Consider the following 19,934-nt stretch of genomic DNA (forward strand, 5'->3'; position numbering starts at 1 on the left):
GGACGCCACAGGCCGCGCCATTCCCGAAACGCCGTTGACGAACGCTTTACGGGAAAGTGCGCATCGTCCGCGTCATGTGGCGTGGCGTATCCCTGTTCTCTGCCCTGGCGCTGTTCGGCGCTGGGCTCACCGCGTGCTCGATCAACCACTTCGAGCGGCGCGACCCGTGGCGCGACCAGGCGGAGCAGGTCTGCCTGGCCAAGAAGCTCGTCGAGCCCTCGGAGTTCATCACGCCCGTCGCGGCGATGGACGGGCCCGGGCCGTGCGGCATGCAGCAGCCCTTCCGGGTGACGCGGCTCGCGGGCGGTTCGGTCCTGATGAAGCAGCGGATGACCCTGGGCTGCCCGGCGCTCGCCGAGGCCGAGGCGTGGCTCGCCGACACGATCCAGCCGGCCGCCAACCTGTATTTCGGCGTGGCGGTCGCCGAGATCAACGCCGGCTCCTATTCCTGCCGCGGCCGCAACAACCAGCCCGGTGCCAAGCTCTCCGAACACGGCTTCGGCAACGCGATCGACGTCATGTCGGTCAAGCTCGCCGACGGCCACGTGATCACCGTCAAGGGCGGCTGGCGCGGCACGGAAGCCGAGCAGGGCTTCCTGCGCGAGATCTTCCTCGGCGCCTGCCAGCGCTTCACCACGGTCCTGGCCCCGGGCTCGAACGTGTTCCACTACGACCACATCCACGTCGACCTCGCGCGGCACGATCCGCGGGGGTTGAAGCGGATCTGCCAGCCGCTGATCAAGTTCACCCCGCAGCTCGGGACCGGCGTCGAGCGGCCCCTGTCCCGGCCGGTTCCGCCGCCGCGCCAGCCCGCCGCCCCCCAGGCACCCGTGGATGTCGAGGAGGACGATCCCTACGGCCTGTCGCCGATGTCGAAGGCCGCGAGCCCGACCCAGGTCGCCCGCGCCCCGGCGCGCCCGCCCGCCGCCTCGGCCTATGCGTCCGCCCCGCCGGTGCGGACGGCCCCGCGCGTCGCCACCGCCGCCCCGGACGAGCCCGCGCAGGAGTACGACGAGCCGCTGCAGCTCGGCGCACCGCCGCCGAGCACGGGGCCGATCTACTGAGCGGCGGGCGCTGGCCCGAACACGGCGCTCAGGCGGCCGCGCCGACGGTGTCGGCCATCCGTGCCCGGCGGGCGCCCATGGGCAGCGGCGGGCCCGTGGTCGTGTCGCGGGCGGTCTGGTGCTCCAGCTCGGCGTTGATCTCGCCGCCCAGCAGGACGATCGTCGAGGAGATCCAGATCCAGGTCATGAAGCCGATCACCGCGCCGAGCGAGCCGTAGGTCTCGTTGTAGGTGCCGAAATTGGCGACGTACCAAGAGAACAGCAGCGACGCCGCAAGCCAGAGCAGGCCCGCGACCATGCTGCCGACGCCGACCCAGCGCCAGCGGGCGTTCTCGCGGCTCGGTCCGAAGCGGTAGAGCACCGACAGACCGCCAAGGAGCACAATCAGGATGGCCGGCCAGCGCAGGGCCGCGAGCAGCCACGCGGTGGAGCCGAGCCCCAGGTAGTTCAGTACCACCGGCACCACCACGATCGCGTTGAGCGCGATGATGATGAACAGCAGGGCGCCGACCGTGAAGGTGAGGGAGCGGAGGTTCAGCCAGAAGAAGTTCCGCTTCTCCTCCTCCTCGTAGACGACGTTCAGCGCATCGAACATCGCCTTCATGGCGGCGTTTGCGCTCCAGATCGACAGGAGCAGGCTGGAGAAGAAGGTGATGCTGAGCGAGCCGCTGCCCTTGGCGGCGATCCGTTTGACCTGGTCGCCGATCAGCTCGACCGCCCCGGTGGGAAGCACCGCGTGCAGCTGCGCCAAGTGGTCGTTGATGACGGTCACGTCGGCGAACAGGCCGTAGCAGGTCACCAGCGCGGCGATGGCCGGGAACAGCGACAGCAGCGTGTAGAAGGTCACCCCCGCCGCGACCGCCAGCACCCGGTCCTTGTTGAACTCCAGATAGACGCGGACGGCGATGTCCTTCCAGCCGGACCGCGTCATCTCGGCGGGGCTGTCGGCGGCGCGGCCGCGTTCCGGCTGGGTCGCGGCCGTGAGCTGCGCGGCGCGTCCCGAGATCGAGCGCGCACCGGCCGCGGCGCCCTTGAGCGGGCTCCCGAGGGGACCCTCGGGGGAGTCCGCCGGAGCGCCGGTCACTCCGGATGGATCCCGTGCGGCGGACGGTTCGGCATCGGCGCGCAGGGCCGGTGAGCCCCCGCGCCGGGGCGATGCCGCCAGCGCGACCAGCGCGGAGCCGAGCATCAGGATCCACAGGACCGAGCCGGTATCCGGCTGTCCGCTCGATTGCGTGGTCGACGGGGGCATGGATCGGGAAGGGCCGTGCGCGCGGAACTGCCGCGCTCTGACGCTTCAAACGTCGAGCCGGGGCCGCCGTTCCGCGCGGATCCGCGCCGGAGGCGGGGACGCCGGCGGCCTCCGCGCGTTGTGCCCGTTATGCGCGATCAGCCACGCCTCGGATTCTGCTGCAAGTTCGTCCTGGACGAGCCGCCCGGCACCCACGCCACCCTCAAGGCGGAGCGCGACGCGACGCTCCACATGAACCTGACCAGCGTGACGATGGCCCACCTCGCCAAGCTGGAGCCTGCGGCCCGGCGGACGAAGCTCTCCGGCCTGGTGGCCCACAACCTCGACGCCCTCGCCCGCCAGATCGCCTGGGTCGGCGCCCGTCCGCCGCTGGAGCGCCTGCTGCGCATGGCGAGCAACGTCCTGCCGGGTTACACCCATCCGATCGCGCGCGGCCTCTATGCCGAGCCCGAGCTGGCCGCCCTGGTGGAGCGCGGCCTTGCGGAGGCCGGCGCCCTGGCGCGCCGCCTCGGCGTGCGCCTCAGCTTCCATCCGGGCCCGTTCTGCCTGCTGGCGAGCCGGAACCCGGCGGCGATCGAGAACGGGCTGTCGGAGCTCGACTACCACGCCGAGATCTTCGACCGCATGGGCTATGGCGGCGGCTGGCACCCGCACGGCGCCCACATCAACATCCATGTCGGGGCGGGCGATCCGGGCGTCGACGGGTTCCGCGCCACCCTGTCCCGGGCCTCCCGCGTCGCGCGCGACCTCGTCACGGTGGAAAACGACGAGAACGTCTTCGGCCTCGACGCCGTGCTGCGGCTCGCCGACGTGGTCCCGGTGGTGCTCGACCTGCACCACCACTGGGTCCAGAGCGGCGGCGAATACCTCGAGCCGGACGAGCCCCGGATCGCCCGGGTGCGGGACTCCTGGCGGGGGGTGCGGCCGGTGGCCCATATCAGCGTCTCGCGCGAGGCGGTCTCCGCCGATTGCGGCCCCGACGCCCTGCCGGACTTCCCGGCCCTGCGCACCGCCGGCCATGCCGTTCGCGACCTCGCCGCCCATTCCGACATGATGTGGAACCGGGCGGTGAACGATCTGGTGGCCCGCCACCTCGTCTGGGCCGATTTCGAGATCGAGGCCAAGGCGAAGAACTGGGCCTCCATGCAGATCGCCCGCCAGATCCTGGACCTGGACCGGGCGCGCCCGATCGCGGCGGAATGACGGGGGGCCTCGACGCCTCTCCCGGACCGCTCTAGGCATCCCGCCATGAAGACCGCCGATTGCGACATCCTGATCGTCCCGGGGCTCGGAGGCTCGGAGGAGGGTCACTGGCAGGCCCGCTGGGCGGGGCGCCTCGGCACGGCGCGCCTGGTGGAACAGGACCAGTGGCACGCCCCGACGCCCGAGGCGTGGTGCGGCCGCATCGCCGAGGCGGTCGCGGCCGCGACGCGGCCGGTGATCCTGATCGCCCACAGCCTCGGCGTGGTGGCGTGCGTCGAGGCGGTGCCGCGGTTTCCCGCCGGCCGCGTGCGCGGCGCCCTGTTCGTCTCCGTCCCGGACGTGGAGGAGGCGCAGGACCTGCCGGATTCGGTGCGCGCCTTCGCGCCGATCCCGCGGGACCCCCTGCCCTTCCCGTCGCTCCTCGTCGCCAGCCGGACGGATCCCTATTGCCGCTACGACCGCGCCGACGATTTCGCCCATGCCTGGGGGGCGCTCACGGTCGACGCGGGCGAGGCCGGCCACATCAACGCGGCGAGCGGGCACGGGCCCTGGCCCGAGGGGCTGATGCGGCTCGCCGGGTTCCTCAAGGGGCTGTAGGCGGCGCGTTAACGCGTCGTTTACCGTCGCCGCCTTCAGTGGCGGCACGGGCGGTCCTTCGTCCCGAAGCCGCCCCTGGAGAGCACCGTGACGCGCAAAGAGCTTCTGGAACGCCTGGACGTCGTGCAAGCCGCCCTCGGGCCGCGGGCCCACAGCAACTTCAACAGCTCGCTGTTCAACGACGTCGCACTGCTCAAGCGGATCGAGGCTTTCGAGGCCAAGCTCGGCGAGCCCGAGAAGCCGAAGGTGGCCGACTACACCGGAAACATGTTCTCCCGCATCGCCAACCGCCGCGCCGCTGCGGCCGGGAAGTAGCCGGTCGAGAGCGCCTATTTCGGCTCGGCCTCGGCCGCGCGCAGAAGCTCACCGACGACGTCGGCGAGCCGCGGCGGCGCCTCCCGCACGAAGGGCAGCGGCCGGCAGACGTTGAGGGCGGCCAGGCCGAACCGGGCGGTCATCAATCCGTTGAGGACGCCCTCCCCCAGCTTCGCCGAGACCCGGGCGGCGATCCCCAGACCGAGCACCTGCTGCATCACGCTCTCGCCCACCGCCATCCCGCCGGTGATGGTGAGATGCGCCACGGCGGCGCGCGCCAGGCGCAGGAAGCCGAGGAAGCCCGGGCGACCGCCGTAGATCGCGGCGATCCGGCGCAGCAGCCGCACCGCCGCGAAGACCACGAAGGCCACGTCCACGATCGCCCGCGGGCTCAGCGCCGTCACCGCCGAGACCTGCTTGGCGGCAGCCGCAATGGCGTTGCGCGCCTGCCGGTCGAGGCCTGCCAGCAGCTCGTGCTCGGCGAGGCCGATCCGGTCGTCCACGTCGAGGATCGCATCGGCCGCGGCGTCGATCCGCGCCCGGCCGGCCGACAGGGCGTCGCGGTCGGCGTAGAAGGCCGACAGCGCCTGCACCACCGCCTGGGCGCCGGTATGGTCCCGGCTGCCCAGGGCGTCGATGGCGGACTGGCGCAGCCGCTCGATCTTGCGCTCGCGCCGCAGCCCGGCGAGTTCCCGCACGACGATGGCCAGGAGCGCCAGCCCGGCGAGGGCGAGCAGGACCAGCGCCACCCAGCCGAGCCACGGCGCGGCCTGGAACAGGTCGGCGATCATCCGCTCGACCGACAGGCCGATGCCGAGGGACACCAGGCCGCCGACCGCCGACAGGAACAGCCCGCCCCAGGGCGAGCGCCGCCGCGGCGCCACCGGCACCGCGACGCCGTCGGCGGCGTCGACGATCTCGAAGGGCTCCTCCACGATCCGCGCCTGCGGCGGCCGGGCGGCGAGCGGCGTCGTGGTGACGCTCGGCTCGACGGACGGCTCGGGCGTGATCCGGAAGGCCCGGGGTTTCTGGCCGGGGGTCATGGCTCAGAGCTCCTGTCGATGCCGCAGAGGGGGGAGGGAAACGCGCGCATCCGAGCGAGCACTCCGGAACTCCGCGCGCGTCCTCACGCCAGCTTGTCCCCGATCAGGAACTGCATGGCCCGGTCCAGCCGGATCTGCGGCAGGTGCCCGGGCCGGCCGAACCCGTCGGGCCGCACCAGCGGCGGCCGGAAGCGCGGGAAACGGAGCGAGCCGGGCTCCACGGCGCCCTCCAGCACCGCCTCCGCGCGGGCGGGCAGCTCGCCCGGGAAGATCGCGGCCTCGGCGTTGCCGTCGAAGACCTCGTCGCCCACCATCTCGCCGGCCTCGGGCGTGCCCGCCACCGCCCGGAGGGTCTCGCCGCCGTCGTGGACGGTGGTCTCCCGGGTGGCGCGCACGGAGGCCAGCGCGACGGTGCCCACCCGGGCGCCCGCCGCCTCGGTGCGCCGCATGGCCCGGGACACGAGCAGCCGCAGCAGCGCGTCGAGGCGGTCGTGGCTCGTCTGGTGGAGGTGGTCGGCTTTCGTGGCGGCAAACAGCACCCGGTCAGCCCGGGGGGCGAACAGGCGCGACAGCACCGTGTTGCGGCCGATGTTGAGGCTGAGCAGGACCGCGTCCAGCGCCTCCTCCAGCTCCGCCAGGGCGGTCGGTCCCGCATCGACCGCGGAGAGCACGTCCACCAGAACGATCTGCCGGTCGACGCGCTGGAAATGGTCCCGGAAGAACGGCGTCACGACCTTGGCCTTGTAGGCCTCGAAGCGCCGCTCCATCAGCCCGGCGAGGCTGTCGGGCGCGATCGTTTCGGTCAGGCCGTCGAGCGGCGCGAAGGTGAGCGCCGGGGAGCCGGCCAGGTCGCCGGGCATCAGGAACCGTCCCGGGGGCGTCGTGGCCACCGATTCCGGGCCCGCGCGCAGGCCCGCGAGGTAGGCCTTGAAGGCGTCGCTCGCCCGCTCGGCCGCGACCTCGTCGAGGGGGCCGTTCGGGTCGAAGCCCTTGAGCGCGTCGAGCCACGCCGCCGCGACCGGGGCGCGGCCGGGCCGCCGGGTGCCGTTGATCGTCGCCCGGGACCAGGCGGTGTAGCCGGTCTCGATCAGCGCGAGGTCGAGGAGCCATTCGCCGGGATAGTCGACGACGTCGAGCATCAGGGTCGCGGGTCCGGTGCGCCAACCGCCCGCGCGCTCGTAATCGATCTCCAGGCGGAACTGGCTGATCCGGTCGGTGGAGCGCGGCCAGCGCCTGGCCTCGGTGAGCGTGGCGAAATGCTCCTCGAAGGGGAAGCGCGGCACGTCGTCGTCCGGCTGCGGCACGAGTCGCGCGCGGCGCAGGCGCCCCTCCTGCGCGGGCGCGAAGGCCGGCAGCGCGTGCGTCTCAACGAGGTGGTGGATCAGCGCCGTCGTGAAGACGGTCTTGCCCGAACGCGCGAGCCCCGTGACCCCGAGCCGGAGCGTCGGCTGGATCAGGAAGTCGTGCGAGGCTTCGGCGAAGGCTTTGACGGCCGAGCCGGCGCGCGCGGCAAGGTCGGTCAGGGGCACGGGCGGGCTCGTCGTGAGGGGAACAGGCCGGGCAGAGGTGGCGCGGACCGGGCCGAACCGCAAGGCTTGACGCTATCGCGGCGCGTTGTCGGCGGCCGGCGTGAAGGCCCCCAGCCGGGCGATCGCTCCGGCGACCAGGTCCGGACCGGCCCTGAGCGTGCCGAGTTCCACCGCCGACATCGCCAGCATCACCGGCGCGAGATTGGCGCGCGGCGCTCCGTCCGGCCCGAACAGGTCGAGATCGTCGCCGGGCTTCAGTCCGACGCTGCCGCTGATGCGGGCGGCATAGGCCTGGATCCGCACCTCGTCGCCCGTGCAGAGCGGGGCCGGCAGGCGCAGGTCGAGGAGCGGCAGACCGCCCGCGATGGCCGGCAGCAGCGCGGATTCCGCCACCATCCGGTCGGCATTCGGCACCCTCTGATCCGCCTTCCGGTCGAGGAGCGCCGCCGGGTCTGAGACGCCCCGGGCCGTGCGCCCCCGCGCCGGCCCGGCCGGCGGGGCGATGCCGACCGCGATGTCGGGGATCGGCTGGAGCGCCGCGACATGCGGCACCGCGGCCGGGCGGCGGGCGGCACGACCCGCCATCCGGGCGAGCGGCGACCAGGGCTGCACCCGCAGGGCCGCCCTGCCCCGGGGCGCCCCGCCGGGCCTGTGCCCTGCGAGGAAGCGGGCGCGCAGGGTCCGGCCGAGGCCCCGGGGGGCGAGCGCCGCCGAGACGGCGGATGCCGGCGCGCCCCGTCCGGGCCGCGCCGGGGCGAGCCGGCACTCCGAGGGAGCCCAGCGCCGCACGATGGCGAGCGCCGTGCGGCGGCCGTAATCGCGATAGTAGCGCCGCAGCAGGCTCGCCGCCGCGTCGGCGCCGTCGGCGAGGGTGGCGAAGGCGGTGTGGCCCTCCCCGTCGGCGCCGATCTCGCCGGGCCAACGGGCCGACTTGATGCACCAGCCGTTGTTGAGCCGCACGCAGCGCGCCACGTAGGGCGGATCGTCCGCCAGCGAGGCAGTGACCGCCAGCGCCCGGGGCGTCAGCGCGGCGCCGGTCTGCGCGTGCCAGTTGCTGACGGAGCGCGTCGCGGGATCGAAGCGCGGGGGCGGGCTTTCCGCCGGGGCGGCGGTCGCCGCGAGGGGAGGCAGGGCGCGCCGCCAGGCATCGGCGCCGGCCTCCGCGCCGGGAACCAAGGTCGTGACCAGGATCAGGGCGTTCAGCAGCACGCGGACAGGTCCCGGTGGGGTCCCGGCGCCGCAACGCGGTCCGCCCCCGCGCGGCGGGGAGCGGGAGACCGCGTGCGCCGCCCCGCCCTCACGGGTTCAGCACCTTGAGGGCCGCCTCGTGCAGCCGCGGATCACCGGCCGCGACGACGCGCCCGCCGGCGGCGGCGGGGCCGCCGTCCCATGCGGTGACGCGGCCCCCCGCACCCTCGACGATCGGGATGAGCGCGACGATGTCGTAGGGCTTCAGTCCCGCCTCGACCACGAGGTCGATCTGGCCGGCGGCCAGCATGCAATAGGCGTAGCAATCGGTGCCGTAGCGCGACAGCCGCACCTGCCCTTCCAGCGCCCGGAAACGCTCGGCCTCCGCGCCGGCCGCGAACAGCCGCGGATCGGTGGACGCGAGGATCGCCTGGGTGAGATCCGCGCAGCGGCGCGTGCGCAGGGTGCGCTCGCCGGAGGGCGCGCGCAGGCGGGCGCTGCGCCCGTCCCCGGTGAAGCGCTCGGCCAGATAGGGTTGGTGCATCAGCCCGCGCACCGGCACCCCGTTGCGGGTGAGCCCGATCAGGGTCCCCCAGGTCGGCAGCCCCGCGATAAAGGCGCGGGTGCCGTCGATCGGATCGAGGACCCAGACGCATTCGGCGTCGATGCGCTCCGCGCCGAATTCCTCGCCGAGGATGCCATGGCCCGGGAAGGTCTGGCCGATCATCGCCCGCAGGACGACCTCGGCGGCCCGGTCGGCCTCGGTGACCGGATCGAAGGGCGCGCCTCCGCGGGCCTTGTCGTCGAGGCCGAACTGAGCGCGGAAGAAGGGCAGGATCGCCTTCCCGGACGCGTCCGCGAGGTCGTCCATGAACCGCCCGAGTTCAACGACACTCATCGGCTCTCTTCCCTGTTGGACCCGCGGGCCGCCCGGCCATACGGCCGCCGCCCGACGAAGCCGGGGTGCGGCCCCGCCCGTCAAGCCCCCTCGGCTCATGCCCCGGCCGGCGCCGGTCGGCGCGACGTCCCGTCCCGGATGTCCGGAGCCGCGCCGGCTCCGGTCTCGGCGGCGGCCGACTCCTGAGCGGCCGACTCCTGCGCGGCCGCCAGAACCGCCTCGATGGCCTCGCGCAGCGATCCCACCTGTCCGTCCGCCTCCGCGGCGCGTCCCGGTCCGCCGGCCGCCCGGCTGGCCGGACCGTCCCGGGTCAGCCAGAGCCCGAGCAGAATCGGGACGCCGGCCATCCGGCCCTTCAGGCGACGGACCAGCCGGCGCAGGTGGGTCGGCTCGCCGTCGAGCGCCAGGGAGACCACGCAGCCCATGCGCGCCGGACCCGGCTCGAAACGCCCGATCCGCACCGAGGCCGTCTCGGCGAAGGGAACCGTCCGGACGCCGAGGCCGCGCTTCTCCAGGATCTGCGCCAGGATGGCGGTTGCGGCCTCGTCCAGGAAGCCGCGCCCGGCGACGCACAGCACCGCGCCCTGGCGCGTCCAGGCCGCGGGCAGCGCCTCGGGGGGCGGACCCACCGGGAGCGGGCTGCAGGCGCCCCCCGCGCCGTCGGCCGCCGCGCCTGTCGCCGCGTCGCTGCGCTCGGACAGGTCGGCGATCAGCTCGGCGAGCGCCGCACGCATCGCGCCCTTCTGTCGTGTGGTCAGCACCCCCCGGGCCGCGTCGCGGGCGGCGAGTTCCAGCGCCTTGAGGACCACCTCGTCGTAGTAGGACGACAGCGCGCAGTGCTGCAGGATCAGTTCGGCATGCCCCAGCACCTCCTCGGAATCCCCCGCCAGGATCCGCTGGTAGAAGTTCTGCACCGGCGTGAGCGCAGGCCTGTCGCCGAACAGCACGTCCAGGAACTCCAGGTGCTCGACGTGGCGCCCGAGCACCACGAGGCAGACCGTGAGCGGCGTCGACAGCAGCAGGCCGACAGGCCCCCACAGCCAGGTCCAGAACAGCGCCGAGACCAGCACCGCGAAGGGCGAGAGGCCGGTGGACTGCCCGTAGAAGATAGGCTCGAAGACCTGGCCGGTGAGCGGCTCGAGGATGACGAACAGGATCGCCACCGCGATCATCATGTTCCAGCCGGGATCGACCGCCGCGGCGAGCGCCATCGGCAGGGTCGCCGACAGGACGGCGCCGAGATAGGGTACGAAGCGCATCAGGGCCGAGAAGATCGCCCAGAGCACCGGATTGGGCACGCCGATCACGTAGAGGCCGACGCCGATCACGATGCCGAAGGCGGCGTTGAGGGCGAGCTGGACCACGAAGTAGCGGCTCAGCCGCCGGGCGGCGTCGTCGATCGCCACGGTGGTGCGATGCAGGTCGCTCGATCCCGCGAGGCGGATCATCCGGTCGCGCAGATCCTCGCGCTGCATCAGCACGAACAGCAGCACCACGAAGACGATGCCCACGGTCGCCAGCGGATGCATCACCGGCGACAGCACGGTGCCGAGCGTCTCGAGCGGGCCCGGCTGGGAGGCCGCGACCTCGACCAGGACGGGCTTCGGCGCGTCCGACGGCGGGGCTGCCGGTGGCGTCGCCGCGCCGGCGGCGTCCTTGCCGCCGCCGTGAAGCGCCCGCCCGATATTGGCGACGTAGCCGGTCAGGTGTCCCACGGGCGAGTCGCGCAGCCCGTCGATCTTGCGCTCGATGGTGGCGCGGTAGCGCGGCACGTCGCCCGCGAGGTCGGCCGCCTGGATGCCGATCAGGGTCGCCAGGGCGGCGACGATGCCCAGGGTCAGGAGGACGCTGATTCCGACCGCCGCCAGCCGCGGCAGGCGCAGGCGCCGGAGGCGGCTCACCAGCGGCGTCAGCACGAAGGACAGGAGCAGCGCGATCGCGATCGGGATGAAGATCTCGCGGCCGAAATACAGGGCCGCGATGATGGTGGCGCCGACCACCACCGGCGACGCCATCGCGGCCCGCGGCGTCTCCGCCGCAGCGATGCGCGTGGGACGCGGCGGGATCAGAGGCGGCTCGAGCCGCGCTGCCGGTTCGACCCCGACCGGGGTTCTGCTTCGCATGCCGTGATCCGCGTCCCGAACGCCACGCGCGGGCGTCCGTCGGGACCAACCGACGCCTCGCGGACGGGGAACGGCACGGCGTGCGAAAACGATCCCGGGGGCTTCGCGGGCCGGTCAGGCCCCCGACACGCCGGCCCGCGCCACCTCGCCGGCATCCTTCAGCTCGGGCAGCGACCAGCACAGCTGCATCACCCGCTTGGCCTGGGAGTCCGGCAGAACCCCGGCGGCGAGGTCGGAGAACTTCGCCTCGAGCTGCGCGTCGGACATCGGCTTCTCCACGCTGCCGATGGCGTGCTCGATGTGCCGGTGGATGGTCCGCCCGTCGTTCAGCGTGACCGTCATGTCGACCTGCGCGGCGTCGATGCCGGGGGTGATCACCGGGTTGACCTTCTGGCGCAGGGCCACCACGCGGGGGTCGTTCACCGCCCGGTCGCTGAACTGCTTCTCGCCGCCCGCCCCCTCCACGAAGGCCACCGCGGCGGCGTGATAGATGCTGAACTTGCCCTCGAGCCCGGTCTTCGGCGCGGTCTTGCCGGTCAATTCCAGCACCAGCGGATGGACCTTGAGGTCGACGCGCTTGATGTCCTCCGGCCGGACGTGGTCCTCGTCGCGGATCTGGATCGCCGCGTCGATCGTCGGGTGCATGACGATGCCGCAGGCGAAGGGCTTGTAGGTGTTCAGCAGCGACTCGTAGCGGCTGCCGAGACCGTCGGTGATCTCGGACCAGTCCTGCTTGGTGGAGATCGTGTTGGCCCAGCCGCGCCGCGCCTCGATCATCCCGTCCGACGAGGTGTAGCCCTTGCCTGCCAGGATCGCCGCGAACAGGCCGTTGGCGGCCGCCCGGCCCGGGTTGAAGCTCTTGTTCATCGAGCCGAAGGATTCGCGCAGACCAACGGGCTGCGAGGCGGCGAGGCCGAGGGCGTAGACCATCTGCTGCTCGGTCAGCCCCATCAGCTTGCCGGCCGCCGCCGCGGCGCCGAACGGCCCGCAGGTGCCGGTGATGTGCCAGCCGGCATCGTAGTGGTTCGGGTACACGGCATTGCCGATGCGGCACTCGGTCTCGATGCCCACCACCAGCGCGTCGAGGAAGGCCTTGCCGGAGACCGGCTTCATCTCGGCACAGGCCAGGATCGCCGAGGCGACCGGTCCGGCCGGGTGGATGATCGTCTTGAGATGCGTGTCGTCGAAGTCGAAGATGTGGCTCGACACGCCGTTGAGGAAGGCGGCATTCATGATGTCGAACCGCTCGGTCCGGCCGAACAGCCCGGCCTGCGGCGGCCCCGAGAACGGCTGCAACGCCGAGACCGCAACGTCCACGGTCTCGTGGTGCGAGCCGCCGATCGCCACGCCGACCCAGTTGAGGAAGCTGCGCACGCCCTCGCGGCGGACTGCGTCGGGCAGCGTGTCGTAGGACGAGGCCAGGATCCACTGGGCGAGGATCTTTGTCACCGGCGGCGGTGGCGCCTTGGCGGCCGGCTTCGCGGCCTCGGCAGCCTGCGCGTCCTGCAGGACGGGCATCGTGAGGGCGAGGCCCGCGGCCCCCATTAGCGAGCGGCGATTCATCGGCATGGCGTTCTCCCGCGCTGGAGCCACCCGCGGCGACCCCGGTTGGTCGACTCCATACTGAATTAAACGCTGCTGTGTCAGGCGACGGGTTTCACCGCACCCGGACTGATACGCGGGCTCAGACGACCACGGGCAGCGCCGGCAATGCGCCGACCCCGAAGACCCGCCGGTAGCGGGCGATCTCATCGGCCGGTCCCTGCGCCTTGGTGGGATTGTCGGAGAGCTTCACGGTCGGGCGGCCGTTGGCCTCCGTCACCTTGCAGACGATGGAGACCGGATCGAGCTTGCCGTCCGGAAGGAGCCCGCGGAAATCGTTGGTGAGCAGCGTGCCCCAGCCGTAGCCGATGCGCATGCGGCCGTGGAACCGTGCGTGGATGCGCTCGATCTCGTCGATGTCGAGCCCGTCGGAGAAGATCGCGAGCTTGTCCCGGGGATCGTAGCCGCGCGCCTGCCAGAACCGGATCACCTCCTCGCCGCCCTCGATCGGATCCTTGGAGTCGATGCGGAGGCCGGTCCAGTCGCTGACCCAGTCCGGGGCGTTGGCCAGGAACTCGGTGGTGCCGTAGGTGTCGGGCAGGATCACCAGCAGGTTGCCGCCGTAATCCTCCTGCCAGTCGGCCAGGACCGCGTAGGGCGCGGCGGCGAGCGCGGCATCGTCCTCGGCGCGCGCCGCGTAGACCATCGGCAGCTCGTGGGCATTGGTGCCCACCGGCTCGACCTCCTGTCGGGCGGCGATGAGGCAGTTGGAGGTGCCGAGGAACGCGCCGCCCAACCCCTCGGCCATCGCCTGCACGCACCAGTCCTGCCAGAGGAAGCCGTGGCGGCGGCGGGTGCCGAAATCCGCCACCGACAGGTCCGGCAGCTTCTGCAACCGCTGGATCTTCTCCCAGACCCGGGTCATGGCGCGGGCGTAGAGCACCTGCAGGTCGAGCTTGCCGAGACCGCGCAGCACCGCGCGCGCGCGGAGTTCGTTGAGGATCGCGAGCGCGGGGACTTCCCACATCGTGGTCTCGAGCCAGGGACCGTGGAAGGTCAGCTCGTACTGACCGTCATGGACGGCGAGTTCGTAATCCGGGAGCCGGAACTGCTCGAACCACGCCACGAATTCGGGACCGAGGATGCGTCCCTGGCCGCGGAACACGTTGCCCCGCAGCCACGTGACCTCGCCCTTGCTGAGCCGCAGGGTGCGGGCGTGGTCGAGCTGCTCCCGCAACAGCCCGGCATCGACCTCGTCGGCGATTCGGATGCGCCGCGTGCGGTTGGTGATGCCGAAGGTGGTCTGGATGTCGGGGTGTCGGCGCAGGATCGTCTGCGCCATCAGGAGCTTGTAGAAATCGGTGTCGAGCAGCGACCGCACGATCGGATCGATGCGGAAGCTGTGATCGTAGACCCGCTTCGCCAGATCGAGCATTCTTCAGGCACTCTGCGGCACATCGAGCGCGCAGAGCGCATGTCCGCCCCGTGCCCGTCAAGGAGACGGGCGGCCGCCTCTCGGAGACCGCCCGCGAAACCTCCGGACCCGACGGCCAATCGTCAGGCGAGATCGACCTTCTTGGTCTCGGTCTTGGGGCTCTCGCCCGTCAGCGACGCCTTCACGTAGCCGTAGAGGTGCAGCATCGTGCTGTTGGGGCTGTCCCAGTACTCGCCCTTCTCCGGGTGAACCCGGATCAGCGCGACCTCTGGGTCGTCCTTGCCGTTGGGGAACCAGGTCTTCAGGCTCTCATTCCACTTGTCGTTGATCTTGGCCTGATCGCGCACGATCTCGGCCTTTCCGGCCACCGACACGTAGGTCTGGCTCGACGGGTCGGAATAGGCGAGGTTGACCTGGTTGTCCTTGCTGATCTCGGCGGTCTTGGGCGAGTGCAGCTTGGTGAAGAACCACAGGTCGCCGTTCTCGTCGGCGTCGTTGTTCCACATCGGGCGGCTGTTGAGTGTCCCGTCGGCATCGACGGTGGTCATCATGGCGATCTTCACGTCCTTGACCAACTCGAACAGCTTCTTCGCGCCCTCGTGGTCGCGGTGGTTGCCCTGATGCATCGGTAACGGTCTCCTGATTGTCGTCTGCGGGGGGCGCGCACGGGTGGCGGGCCGGGCCCGAAAGAGTCTCGACACAACGGGCGAAGGGCCGGTTGGTTCAGGATGCCGGCGGGGCTTCCGGGGGAGGCTGGCGTTTGGCGCCTGCAAGACTACAAGGGGTACATGTTCAGGGCCGCGACCGCCGGTGGATACGGGCGATGTCCGCCGGGTCCTGGCCATCCCATCAGGAGTCGAAGATCTTGGCCATAACCCGCGACGACGTGCTGAAGGCGCTCGCCGGTGTCACCGTCGATGCCGCCGGCACCACCCTGCCCGGCTCCGGCCGGCTCTCTCAGGTGGTGGTCGATCCCAACAACCGGGTGATGTTCTCGATCCTGATCGATCCGAGCGAGGCCGAGCGGTTCGAGCCGGTTCGGCGGCAGGCGGAGGGGCGGGTCCTGCAGATGCCGGGCGTCTCGGGGGTGTTCGCGAGCCTCACCTCCGAGCGCGGTCCGGGCATGCCCGCCCAGAGCGACGTTGCGCCGCGCCCGGTGACGCCGCCGCCCGTCGCCCCGCCGCGGCCCGGCGCGCCCCCGAACCAGGGTCCGCAGATCGCCGGCGTGCGCCACATCGTGGCGGTCGCCTCCGGCAAGGGCGGCGTCGGCAAGTCCACCACCGCCTGCAACCTCGCCCTCGCCCTCCAGGCCCAGGGACTGAAGGTCGGCCTCCTCGACGCCGACATCTACGGACCGTCCGTGCCGAAGCTGTTCGGCCTCTCGGGCAAGCCCAACGTCGTCGACAACAAGGCCATGGAGCCGATGGTCGGCTATGGCCTCAAGGTCATGTCGATCGGCTTCCTGATCGAGCCCGAGACGGCGATGATCTGGCGCGGCCCGATGGTGCAGTCGGCCATCACCCAGATGCTGCGCGACGTGCTGTGGGGCGAGCTCGACGTGCTGCTGGTCGACATGCCCCCGGGCACCGGCGACGCCCAGCTCACCATGGCGCAGGCGACGCCGCTCTCGGGCGCCGTGATCGTGTCGACGCCCCAGGACCTCGCGCTGATCGATGCCCGCCGGGGCGTGACCATGTTCAAGAAGGTCGCGGTCCCGATCCTCGGGGTGATCGAGAACATGGCGACCTTCGTCTGCCCGAATTGCGGCCACGCCTCCCACATCTTCGGGCATGGCGGCGCGCGCATCGAGGCGCAGCGCCTCGGCGTGCCCTTCCTCGGCGAGGTGCCCCTCGACATGACGATCCGCGAGACCTCGGATTCGGGCCGCCCCGTGGTGGCGACCGATCCGGACGGCCCGCACGCCAAGGTCTACCGCGCCATCGCCGCGTCCCTGTGGGCGAACCTCTCGGGTGCCCCGGCCGGGCGCACCGCGCCGCGGATCGTCATCGAGTGAGGTCGTCTCGGTGGAGCGCCGCCACATCCTCGGCCTGATCCTGGCCGGCGGCCTCGGTCGGCGGATGGGCGGGGTCGACAAGCCGCTGATGCGGTTGGGCGGCCGGACGCTGCTCGACCGGGTGGTGGCGCGGCTCGCCCCGCAATGCGACGCGGGACTGGTTCTGAGCGCCAACGGCGATCCGGATCGGTTCGCGGGGTTTCCGGGGCCGGTCCTGCCCGACACCGTGCCGGGGCTGCCGGGGCCCCTGGCCGGCCTGCTGGCGGGGCTCGATTTCGCTGCCGCGCGGGACCCGGACGTCACCCATGTCCTGAGCGTACCGGGAGACGCCCCGTTCCTCCCGGCCGACCTCGCCGTGCGGCTCGGTGCGGCACTGGCGGCGGCCCCGATCGCGCTGGCCGCCTCAGGCGGGCGCGCGCACTACACGGTGGCGCTCTGGCCGGTCGGCCTGCGGCAGGACCTGCGCCGCGCCCTCGTGGAGCGGGATGAGCGGCGGGTCGGGGCTTTCATCGCCCGCCACGGCGCAGCCGTCGTGGAATGGCCCATCCCGCAGGCCGATCCGTTCCTGAACGTCAACACGCCGGAGGATCTGGCCGCGGCCGAGGATCTCGACCTCAGGCCAGAACTTGCAGGCCGTGCTTCCGAACCACCGCCAGGAGCTTGAGAGCCGTACCGCTGGGCTTCTTGGCGCCGGTCTCCCACTTCTCCACGGCGCTCTCGCTGGTGTTGAGATAGCGGGCGAAGACCGGCTGGCTGACGTTGAGGCTCTCGCGAAGCTGCCTGATCTGCGCCGGCTCGAAGACGGGCGTCTCGGCAAGACAGAGCGCGTCGAACGCACGCATCGTCTCGGCGTCCGCCACGCCGATCTCGTGGAACGCCATCGCGGTCGCGTGGATCGACTCGAAGGCGTCGCTTTTAAAGGCCCGCTTCCCGGTCATCGCAGATATCCGTGATGTAGCCAGCCGCAACGAGCCGAGCCAGGTCGGCGTCCGTCGCTGTCGCGAGGTTTTTGGCGAGGAGGCGAAACGCCGTCAGCTCCTGGACGTCGATATTGGGTCGATCCTTTTTCGCGAACAGATATTGATAAAGCCAGTAAGGGCCGATCTTGGCCAGTATGACGCTGCGGTGCATGTTCCGGTTCAGGCGCTTCTTGAAGACGCCGCCGCCGAGATCGTCGGCCTGGCCCTGAGCGACTTCCAGGATCGCCGCACACAGATCCTGATCGGTGACATGGGCTTTCCGCGCCGCTCTGGCGAACCAAGCGGTCTTGAAGGTTCTCGCGCGGCTGCGGGGGGCGGACACGGGCGAAGCTTAGCGCTCCGTGCCAATGCTGCCAAGCTCAGGCTCGACAGCGCAGTCGACCGGTCACGATCTTCCGCGAACGATCGCCCGCGCTCTCAAGTGTTGAGTGCGCGGGCGAACGATTAAAGTTGCAGATCAGGCTGCTTCGCCGATCGTCGCCTTCACGATCTTGTCCGGGGAGCGCGGCGGCTCGCCCTTGTTGATCGTGTCGACCACGTCCATGCCGTCCACGACCTTGCCCCAGACCGTGTACTGCTTGTCGAGGAAGCGGGCGTCGTCGAAGCAGATGAAGAACTGCGAGTTCGCCGAGTGCGGGAAGTTGGTCCGCGCCATCGAGCAGGTGCCGCGGACATGCGGCTCGGCGTTGAACTCGGCCTTCAGGTCGGGCAGGTCGGAGCCGCCCGAGCCGGTGCCGGTCGGGTCGCCGGTCTGGGCCATGAAGCCGTCGATCACCCGGTGGAACGGCACGCCGTCGTAGAAGCCCTGGGACGCCAGCGTCTTGATCCGCTCGACGTGGCCCGGGGCGAGGTCGGGGCGCAGCGCGATCACGACGCGGCCCTTGGTGGTCTCCAGTACGATGGTCTCGTTGTCGGCCATAAGTCTATCCTTCCGGTTTAGCGAACTGTATCGGGGCGCGCCTTGTCCGGCCAGCGCCCGGGAAGAGGGTCGCCGGCGCTCAGGCCGGCGGGCGGTAGACGAAGCGCAGCGCCACCGGCCGGCCCGCGATCGCCCCGCCGAGGCCCTGCGTCACGTGGACCGGCGTGCAGCGCGCCAGGGCATCGAGGGTCCCGCGCACCAAAGTCGTCCGCTGGTCGCCCGCGACGCCCGCCGCGTATGTGATGCGCGGCGGGCCGAGCAGGCTGCCGTCGCGCCGGAGGGCGAGGCGCGCGGTGATCTCGATGTCGTCGGACCCGGCCCTCGGCCGCCCGAGCCCCGCCGGCACCTGCCAGCAGGCGGTGAGCGCCGGGTAGAGCTCGGCCAGGGTGTCGGCAGGGCGCGTCGCCATCCGGGAGACCGGGACCGCGACCGTGGCCCGCAGGGTCTGCGGCAGGCTCAGCGGGTAGGCGCCGCCGGGCTCGAAGGCGTAGCCGTAGAACGGGCTGCCCTCGTAAGGCGCGGCGGCTGCCGGAGCCAGGCCCAGCAGGAGGATCGAGGCGGCGCGCCAGCCCGGCATGCGGCCGCTACTTGGCCTTCTCGGCGAGCGTCATGCTGACGATCTTGTCGGGGTCCTGCACGGCGCCGCCGGGCGCGCCGGGGGCGGCCTTCTTGATCCTGTCGAGCACGTCGAGCCCGTCGGTGACGTTGCCGACGATCGTGTACTGGCCGTTCAGGTTCGGCGCGTCGGCGAGGCAGATGAAGAACTGGGAGTTCGCCGAGTTCGGGTCCTGCGAGCGGGCCATGCCCACCGTGCCGCGGCGGAACTGCGCCGACTGCGAGAACTCCGCCGGGATGTTGGGCAGGCTGGAGCCGCCTGTGCCGTTGCCCTTCGGATCGCCGGTCTGGGCCATGAAGCCGTCGATCACCCGGTGGAACTTGAGGCCGTTGTAGAAGCCCTGGCCCACCAGCGTCTTGATCTGCTTGACGTGCTTCGGCGCCAGGTCCGGCCGCAGCTCGATGGTGATCCGCCCGTCCTTGGTCTGCAGATAGACCGTGTTGGCGTCGGCCGCCGAGGCCGGGCCGGCCGTGCCGAAAGCGAGGGCGAGCGCGAGGAGAGCGTGGCGTCGGTTCATCGGGTCATCCCAGGTGGGTAACAGGGTTCAGGACTTGGCGGCGAAGCGCTGCCGGAGGCGCGCCGCCACGGCGGCGGGCACGAAGGGCGACACGTCCCCGCCCATGCCGGCGATCTGGCGCACCAGCGTCGCGGTGATCGGGCGTGCCTGCGTGGAGGCGGGCAGGAACACGGTCTGGACCTCCGGCGCCATGGCGCCGTTCATGCCGGCGAGCTGCATCTCGTAGTCGAGATCGGTGCCGTCGCGCAGGCCGCGGATGAAGATCGCGGCGCCGCAGCGCCGGGCCGCCGAGACCGCGAGATCGTTGAAGGTGACGATCTCGAGCACGGCGCCCTCGGCCTGCGCGACCGGCCCGCAGGTCTCGTGCAGCAGGGCGGCCCGCTCCTCGGCGGAGAACAGGGGCGCCTTGCCGGGGTGCACGCCGATGGCGATCACGAGGCGATCCACGAGCCGGCAGGCCTGGCGGATCACGTCGAGATGGCCGTTCGTGACCGGATCGAACGAGCCGGCATAGAGGGCGGTGCGGGTCATCGACGCCCGACCTAGAGCATTTTCGCGCGGGACGGAACCTGCGCGCGGTTGTGCCGCTTCGCGGCACGTCGCGTGCCGGATCGCGGATCAGGGTCCGCTGCCGCTCCCCCGTCGGGGAACGGGCAGCGGTTCAGGATGAAACGCCGATCCTTTCCCGGACGCATGAAG

At 71.8% G+C, this 19,934-nt stretch carries 21 protein-coding genes; 6 read left to right on the top strand and 15 right to left on the bottom strand.

What is annotated here, in order from left to right:
* The first annotated feature begins 74 nt into the window (after positions 1–74).
* A complete protein-coding gene (locus MKL01_RS24025; RefSeq protein WP_243907749.1) occupies positions 75–1,064 on the top strand; it encodes an extensin family protein in 990 nt (329 codons plus the stop codon).
* A gap of 28 nt (positions 1,065–1,092) precedes the next feature.
* On the opposite strand, the gene MKL01_RS24030 is transcribed toward MKL01_RS24025, so the two are convergent.
* Positions 1,093–2,316 carry a YihY/virulence factor BrkB family protein gene (locus tag MKL01_RS24030; RefSeq protein WP_243907686.1) on the bottom strand — a complete coding sequence of 408 codons (1,224 nt, stop codon included), beginning with the start codon at positions 2,314–2,316 and terminating at the stop codon, positions 1,093–1,095.
* A gap of 129 nt (positions 2,317–2,445) precedes the next feature.
* Here MKL01_RS24030 and MKL01_RS24035 point away from each other — a divergent pair, with 129 nt between their 5' ends.
* The 3 genes from MKL01_RS24035 (at position 2,446) to MKL01_RS24045 (ending at position 4,431) form a co-directional block, all read left to right on the top strand.
* A complete protein-coding gene (locus tag MKL01_RS24035; protein ID WP_243907687.1) occupies positions 2,446–3,519 on the top strand; it encodes a UV damage endonuclease UvsE in 1,074 nt (357 codons plus the stop codon).
* A gap of 45 nt (positions 3,520–3,564) precedes the next feature.
* Entirely contained in the window at positions 3,565–4,116 is a 552-nt protein-coding gene (locus MKL01_RS24040; protein ID WP_243907688.1) for an RBBP9/YdeN family alpha/beta hydrolase, read from the top strand.
* A gap of 87 nt (positions 4,117–4,203) precedes the next feature.
* Entirely contained in the window at positions 4,204–4,431 is a 228-nt protein-coding gene (locus tag MKL01_RS24045; protein ID WP_243907689.1) for a hypothetical protein, read from the top strand.
* Between the two features lie 14 nt (positions 4,432–4,445).
* Here the strand turns inward: MKL01_RS24045 and MKL01_RS24050 are convergent, their stop codons facing one another.
* From MKL01_RS24050 to MKL01_RS24085, 8 genes are all read right to left on the bottom strand, one after another.
* On the bottom strand, positions 4,446–5,474 hold the full coding sequence (locus tag MKL01_RS24050) for a YcjF family protein (RefSeq protein ID WP_243907690.1): 1,029 nt from the start codon (positions 5,472–5,474) through the stop codon (positions 4,446–4,448).
* A gap of 83 nt (positions 5,475–5,557) precedes the next feature.
* The gene (locus MKL01_RS24055) at positions 5,558–7,003 is read right to left on the bottom strand and encodes a YcjX family protein (RefSeq protein ID WP_243907691.1); all 1,446 of its coding nucleotides are present in this window, start codon (positions 7,001–7,003) and stop codon (positions 5,558–5,560) included.
* A gap of 72 nt (positions 7,004–7,075) precedes the next feature.
* Complete coding sequence (locus MKL01_RS24060; protein WP_243907692.1) at positions 7,076–8,212, bottom strand: hypothetical protein; 1,137 nt, start codon at positions 8,210–8,212, stop codon at positions 7,076–7,078.
* Between the two features lie 88 nt (positions 8,213–8,300).
* The gene (gene hisN, locus MKL01_RS24065) at positions 8,301–9,089 is read right to left on the bottom strand and encodes a histidinol-phosphatase (RefSeq protein ID WP_243907693.1); all 789 of its coding nucleotides are present in this window, start codon (positions 9,087–9,089) and stop codon (positions 8,301–8,303) included.
* A gap of 95 nt (positions 9,090–9,184) precedes the next feature.
* Positions 9,185–11,212, bottom strand: a complete 2,028-nt coding sequence (locus MKL01_RS24070; protein ID WP_243907694.1) for an AI-2E family transporter — start codon at positions 11,210–11,212, stop codon at positions 9,185–9,187.
* 114 nt (positions 11,213–11,326) lie between these two features.
* The gene (locus tag MKL01_RS24075) at positions 11,327–12,781 is read right to left on the bottom strand and encodes an MmgE/PrpD family protein (protein WP_243907695.1); all 1,455 of its coding nucleotides are present in this window, start codon (positions 12,779–12,781) and stop codon (positions 11,327–11,329) included.
* 115 nt (positions 12,782–12,896) lie between these two features.
* On the bottom strand, positions 12,897–14,189 hold the full coding sequence (pncB, locus tag MKL01_RS24080) for a nicotinate phosphoribosyltransferase (protein ID WP_243907696.1): 1,293 nt from the start codon (positions 14,187–14,189) through the stop codon (positions 12,897–12,899).
* A 122-nt stretch (positions 14,190–14,311) separates the two neighbouring features.
* Complete coding sequence (locus tag MKL01_RS24085) at positions 14,312–14,815, bottom strand: pyridoxamine 5'-phosphate oxidase family protein (RefSeq protein ID WP_243907697.1); 504 nt, start codon at positions 14,813–14,815, stop codon at positions 14,312–14,314.
* Positions 14,816–15,054: 239 nt separating this feature from the next.
* Here MKL01_RS24085 and MKL01_RS24090 point away from each other — a divergent pair, with 239 nt between their 5' ends.
* Both MKL01_RS24090 and mobA read left to right on the top strand, forming a co-directional pair.
* The gene (locus MKL01_RS24090; RefSeq protein ID WP_243907698.1) at positions 15,055–16,203 is read left to right on the top strand and encodes an Mrp/NBP35 family ATP-binding protein; all 1,149 of its coding nucleotides are present in this window, start codon (positions 15,055–15,057) and stop codon (positions 16,201–16,203) included.
* Positions 16,204–16,213: 10 nt separating this feature from the next.
* Positions 16,214–16,867, top strand: a complete 654-nt coding sequence (gene mobA, locus MKL01_RS24095) for a molybdenum cofactor guanylyltransferase MobA (RefSeq protein ID WP_313901485.1) — start codon at positions 16,214–16,216, stop codon at positions 16,865–16,867.
* On the opposite strand, the gene MKL01_RS24100 is transcribed toward mobA, so the two are convergent.
* The 6 genes from MKL01_RS24100 to coaD all read right to left on the bottom strand — a co-directional run bounded on the left by MKL01_RS24100 (position 16,818) and on the right by coaD (position 19,766).
* Positions 16,818–17,141 carry a helix-turn-helix domain-containing protein gene (locus MKL01_RS24100; protein ID WP_243907699.1) on the bottom strand — a complete coding sequence of 108 codons (324 nt, stop codon included), beginning with the start codon at positions 17,139–17,141 and terminating at the stop codon, positions 16,818–16,820. The genes mobA and MKL01_RS24100 overlap by 50 nt on opposite strands.
* Entirely contained in the window at positions 17,119–17,505 is a 387-nt protein-coding gene (locus MKL01_RS24105; protein ID WP_243907700.1) for a type II toxin-antitoxin system RelE/ParE family toxin, read from the bottom strand. The genes MKL01_RS24100 and MKL01_RS24105 overlap by 23 nt, the downstream gene beginning before the upstream one ends.
* Before the next feature lie 135 nt (positions 17,506–17,640).
* The gene (locus MKL01_RS24110; RefSeq protein WP_243907701.1) at positions 17,641–18,102 is read right to left on the bottom strand and encodes a peptidylprolyl isomerase; all 462 of its coding nucleotides are present in this window, start codon (positions 18,100–18,102) and stop codon (positions 17,641–17,643) included.
* 79 nt (positions 18,103–18,181) lie between these two features.
* Positions 18,182–18,679 carry a hypothetical protein gene (locus MKL01_RS24115; protein WP_243907702.1) on the bottom strand — a complete coding sequence of 166 codons (498 nt, stop codon included), beginning with the start codon at positions 18,677–18,679 and terminating at the stop codon, positions 18,182–18,184.
* A 7-nt stretch (positions 18,680–18,686) separates the two neighbouring features.
* Complete coding sequence (locus MKL01_RS24120; RefSeq protein WP_243907703.1) at positions 18,687–19,235, bottom strand: peptidylprolyl isomerase; 549 nt, start codon at positions 19,233–19,235, stop codon at positions 18,687–18,689.
* 27 nt (positions 19,236–19,262) lie between these two features.
* Positions 19,263–19,766 carry a pantetheine-phosphate adenylyltransferase gene (gene coaD, locus MKL01_RS24125; protein WP_243907704.1) on the bottom strand — a complete coding sequence of 168 codons (504 nt, stop codon included), beginning with the start codon at positions 19,764–19,766 and terminating at the stop codon, positions 19,263–19,265.
* Positions 19,767–19,934 lie beyond the last annotated feature (168 nt).

It is taken from the genome of Methylobacterium sp. J-070 (genome assembly GCF_022829385.1).
Taxonomy (GTDB): Bacteria; Pseudomonadota; Alphaproteobacteria; order Rhizobiales; family Beijerinckiaceae; genus Methylobacterium.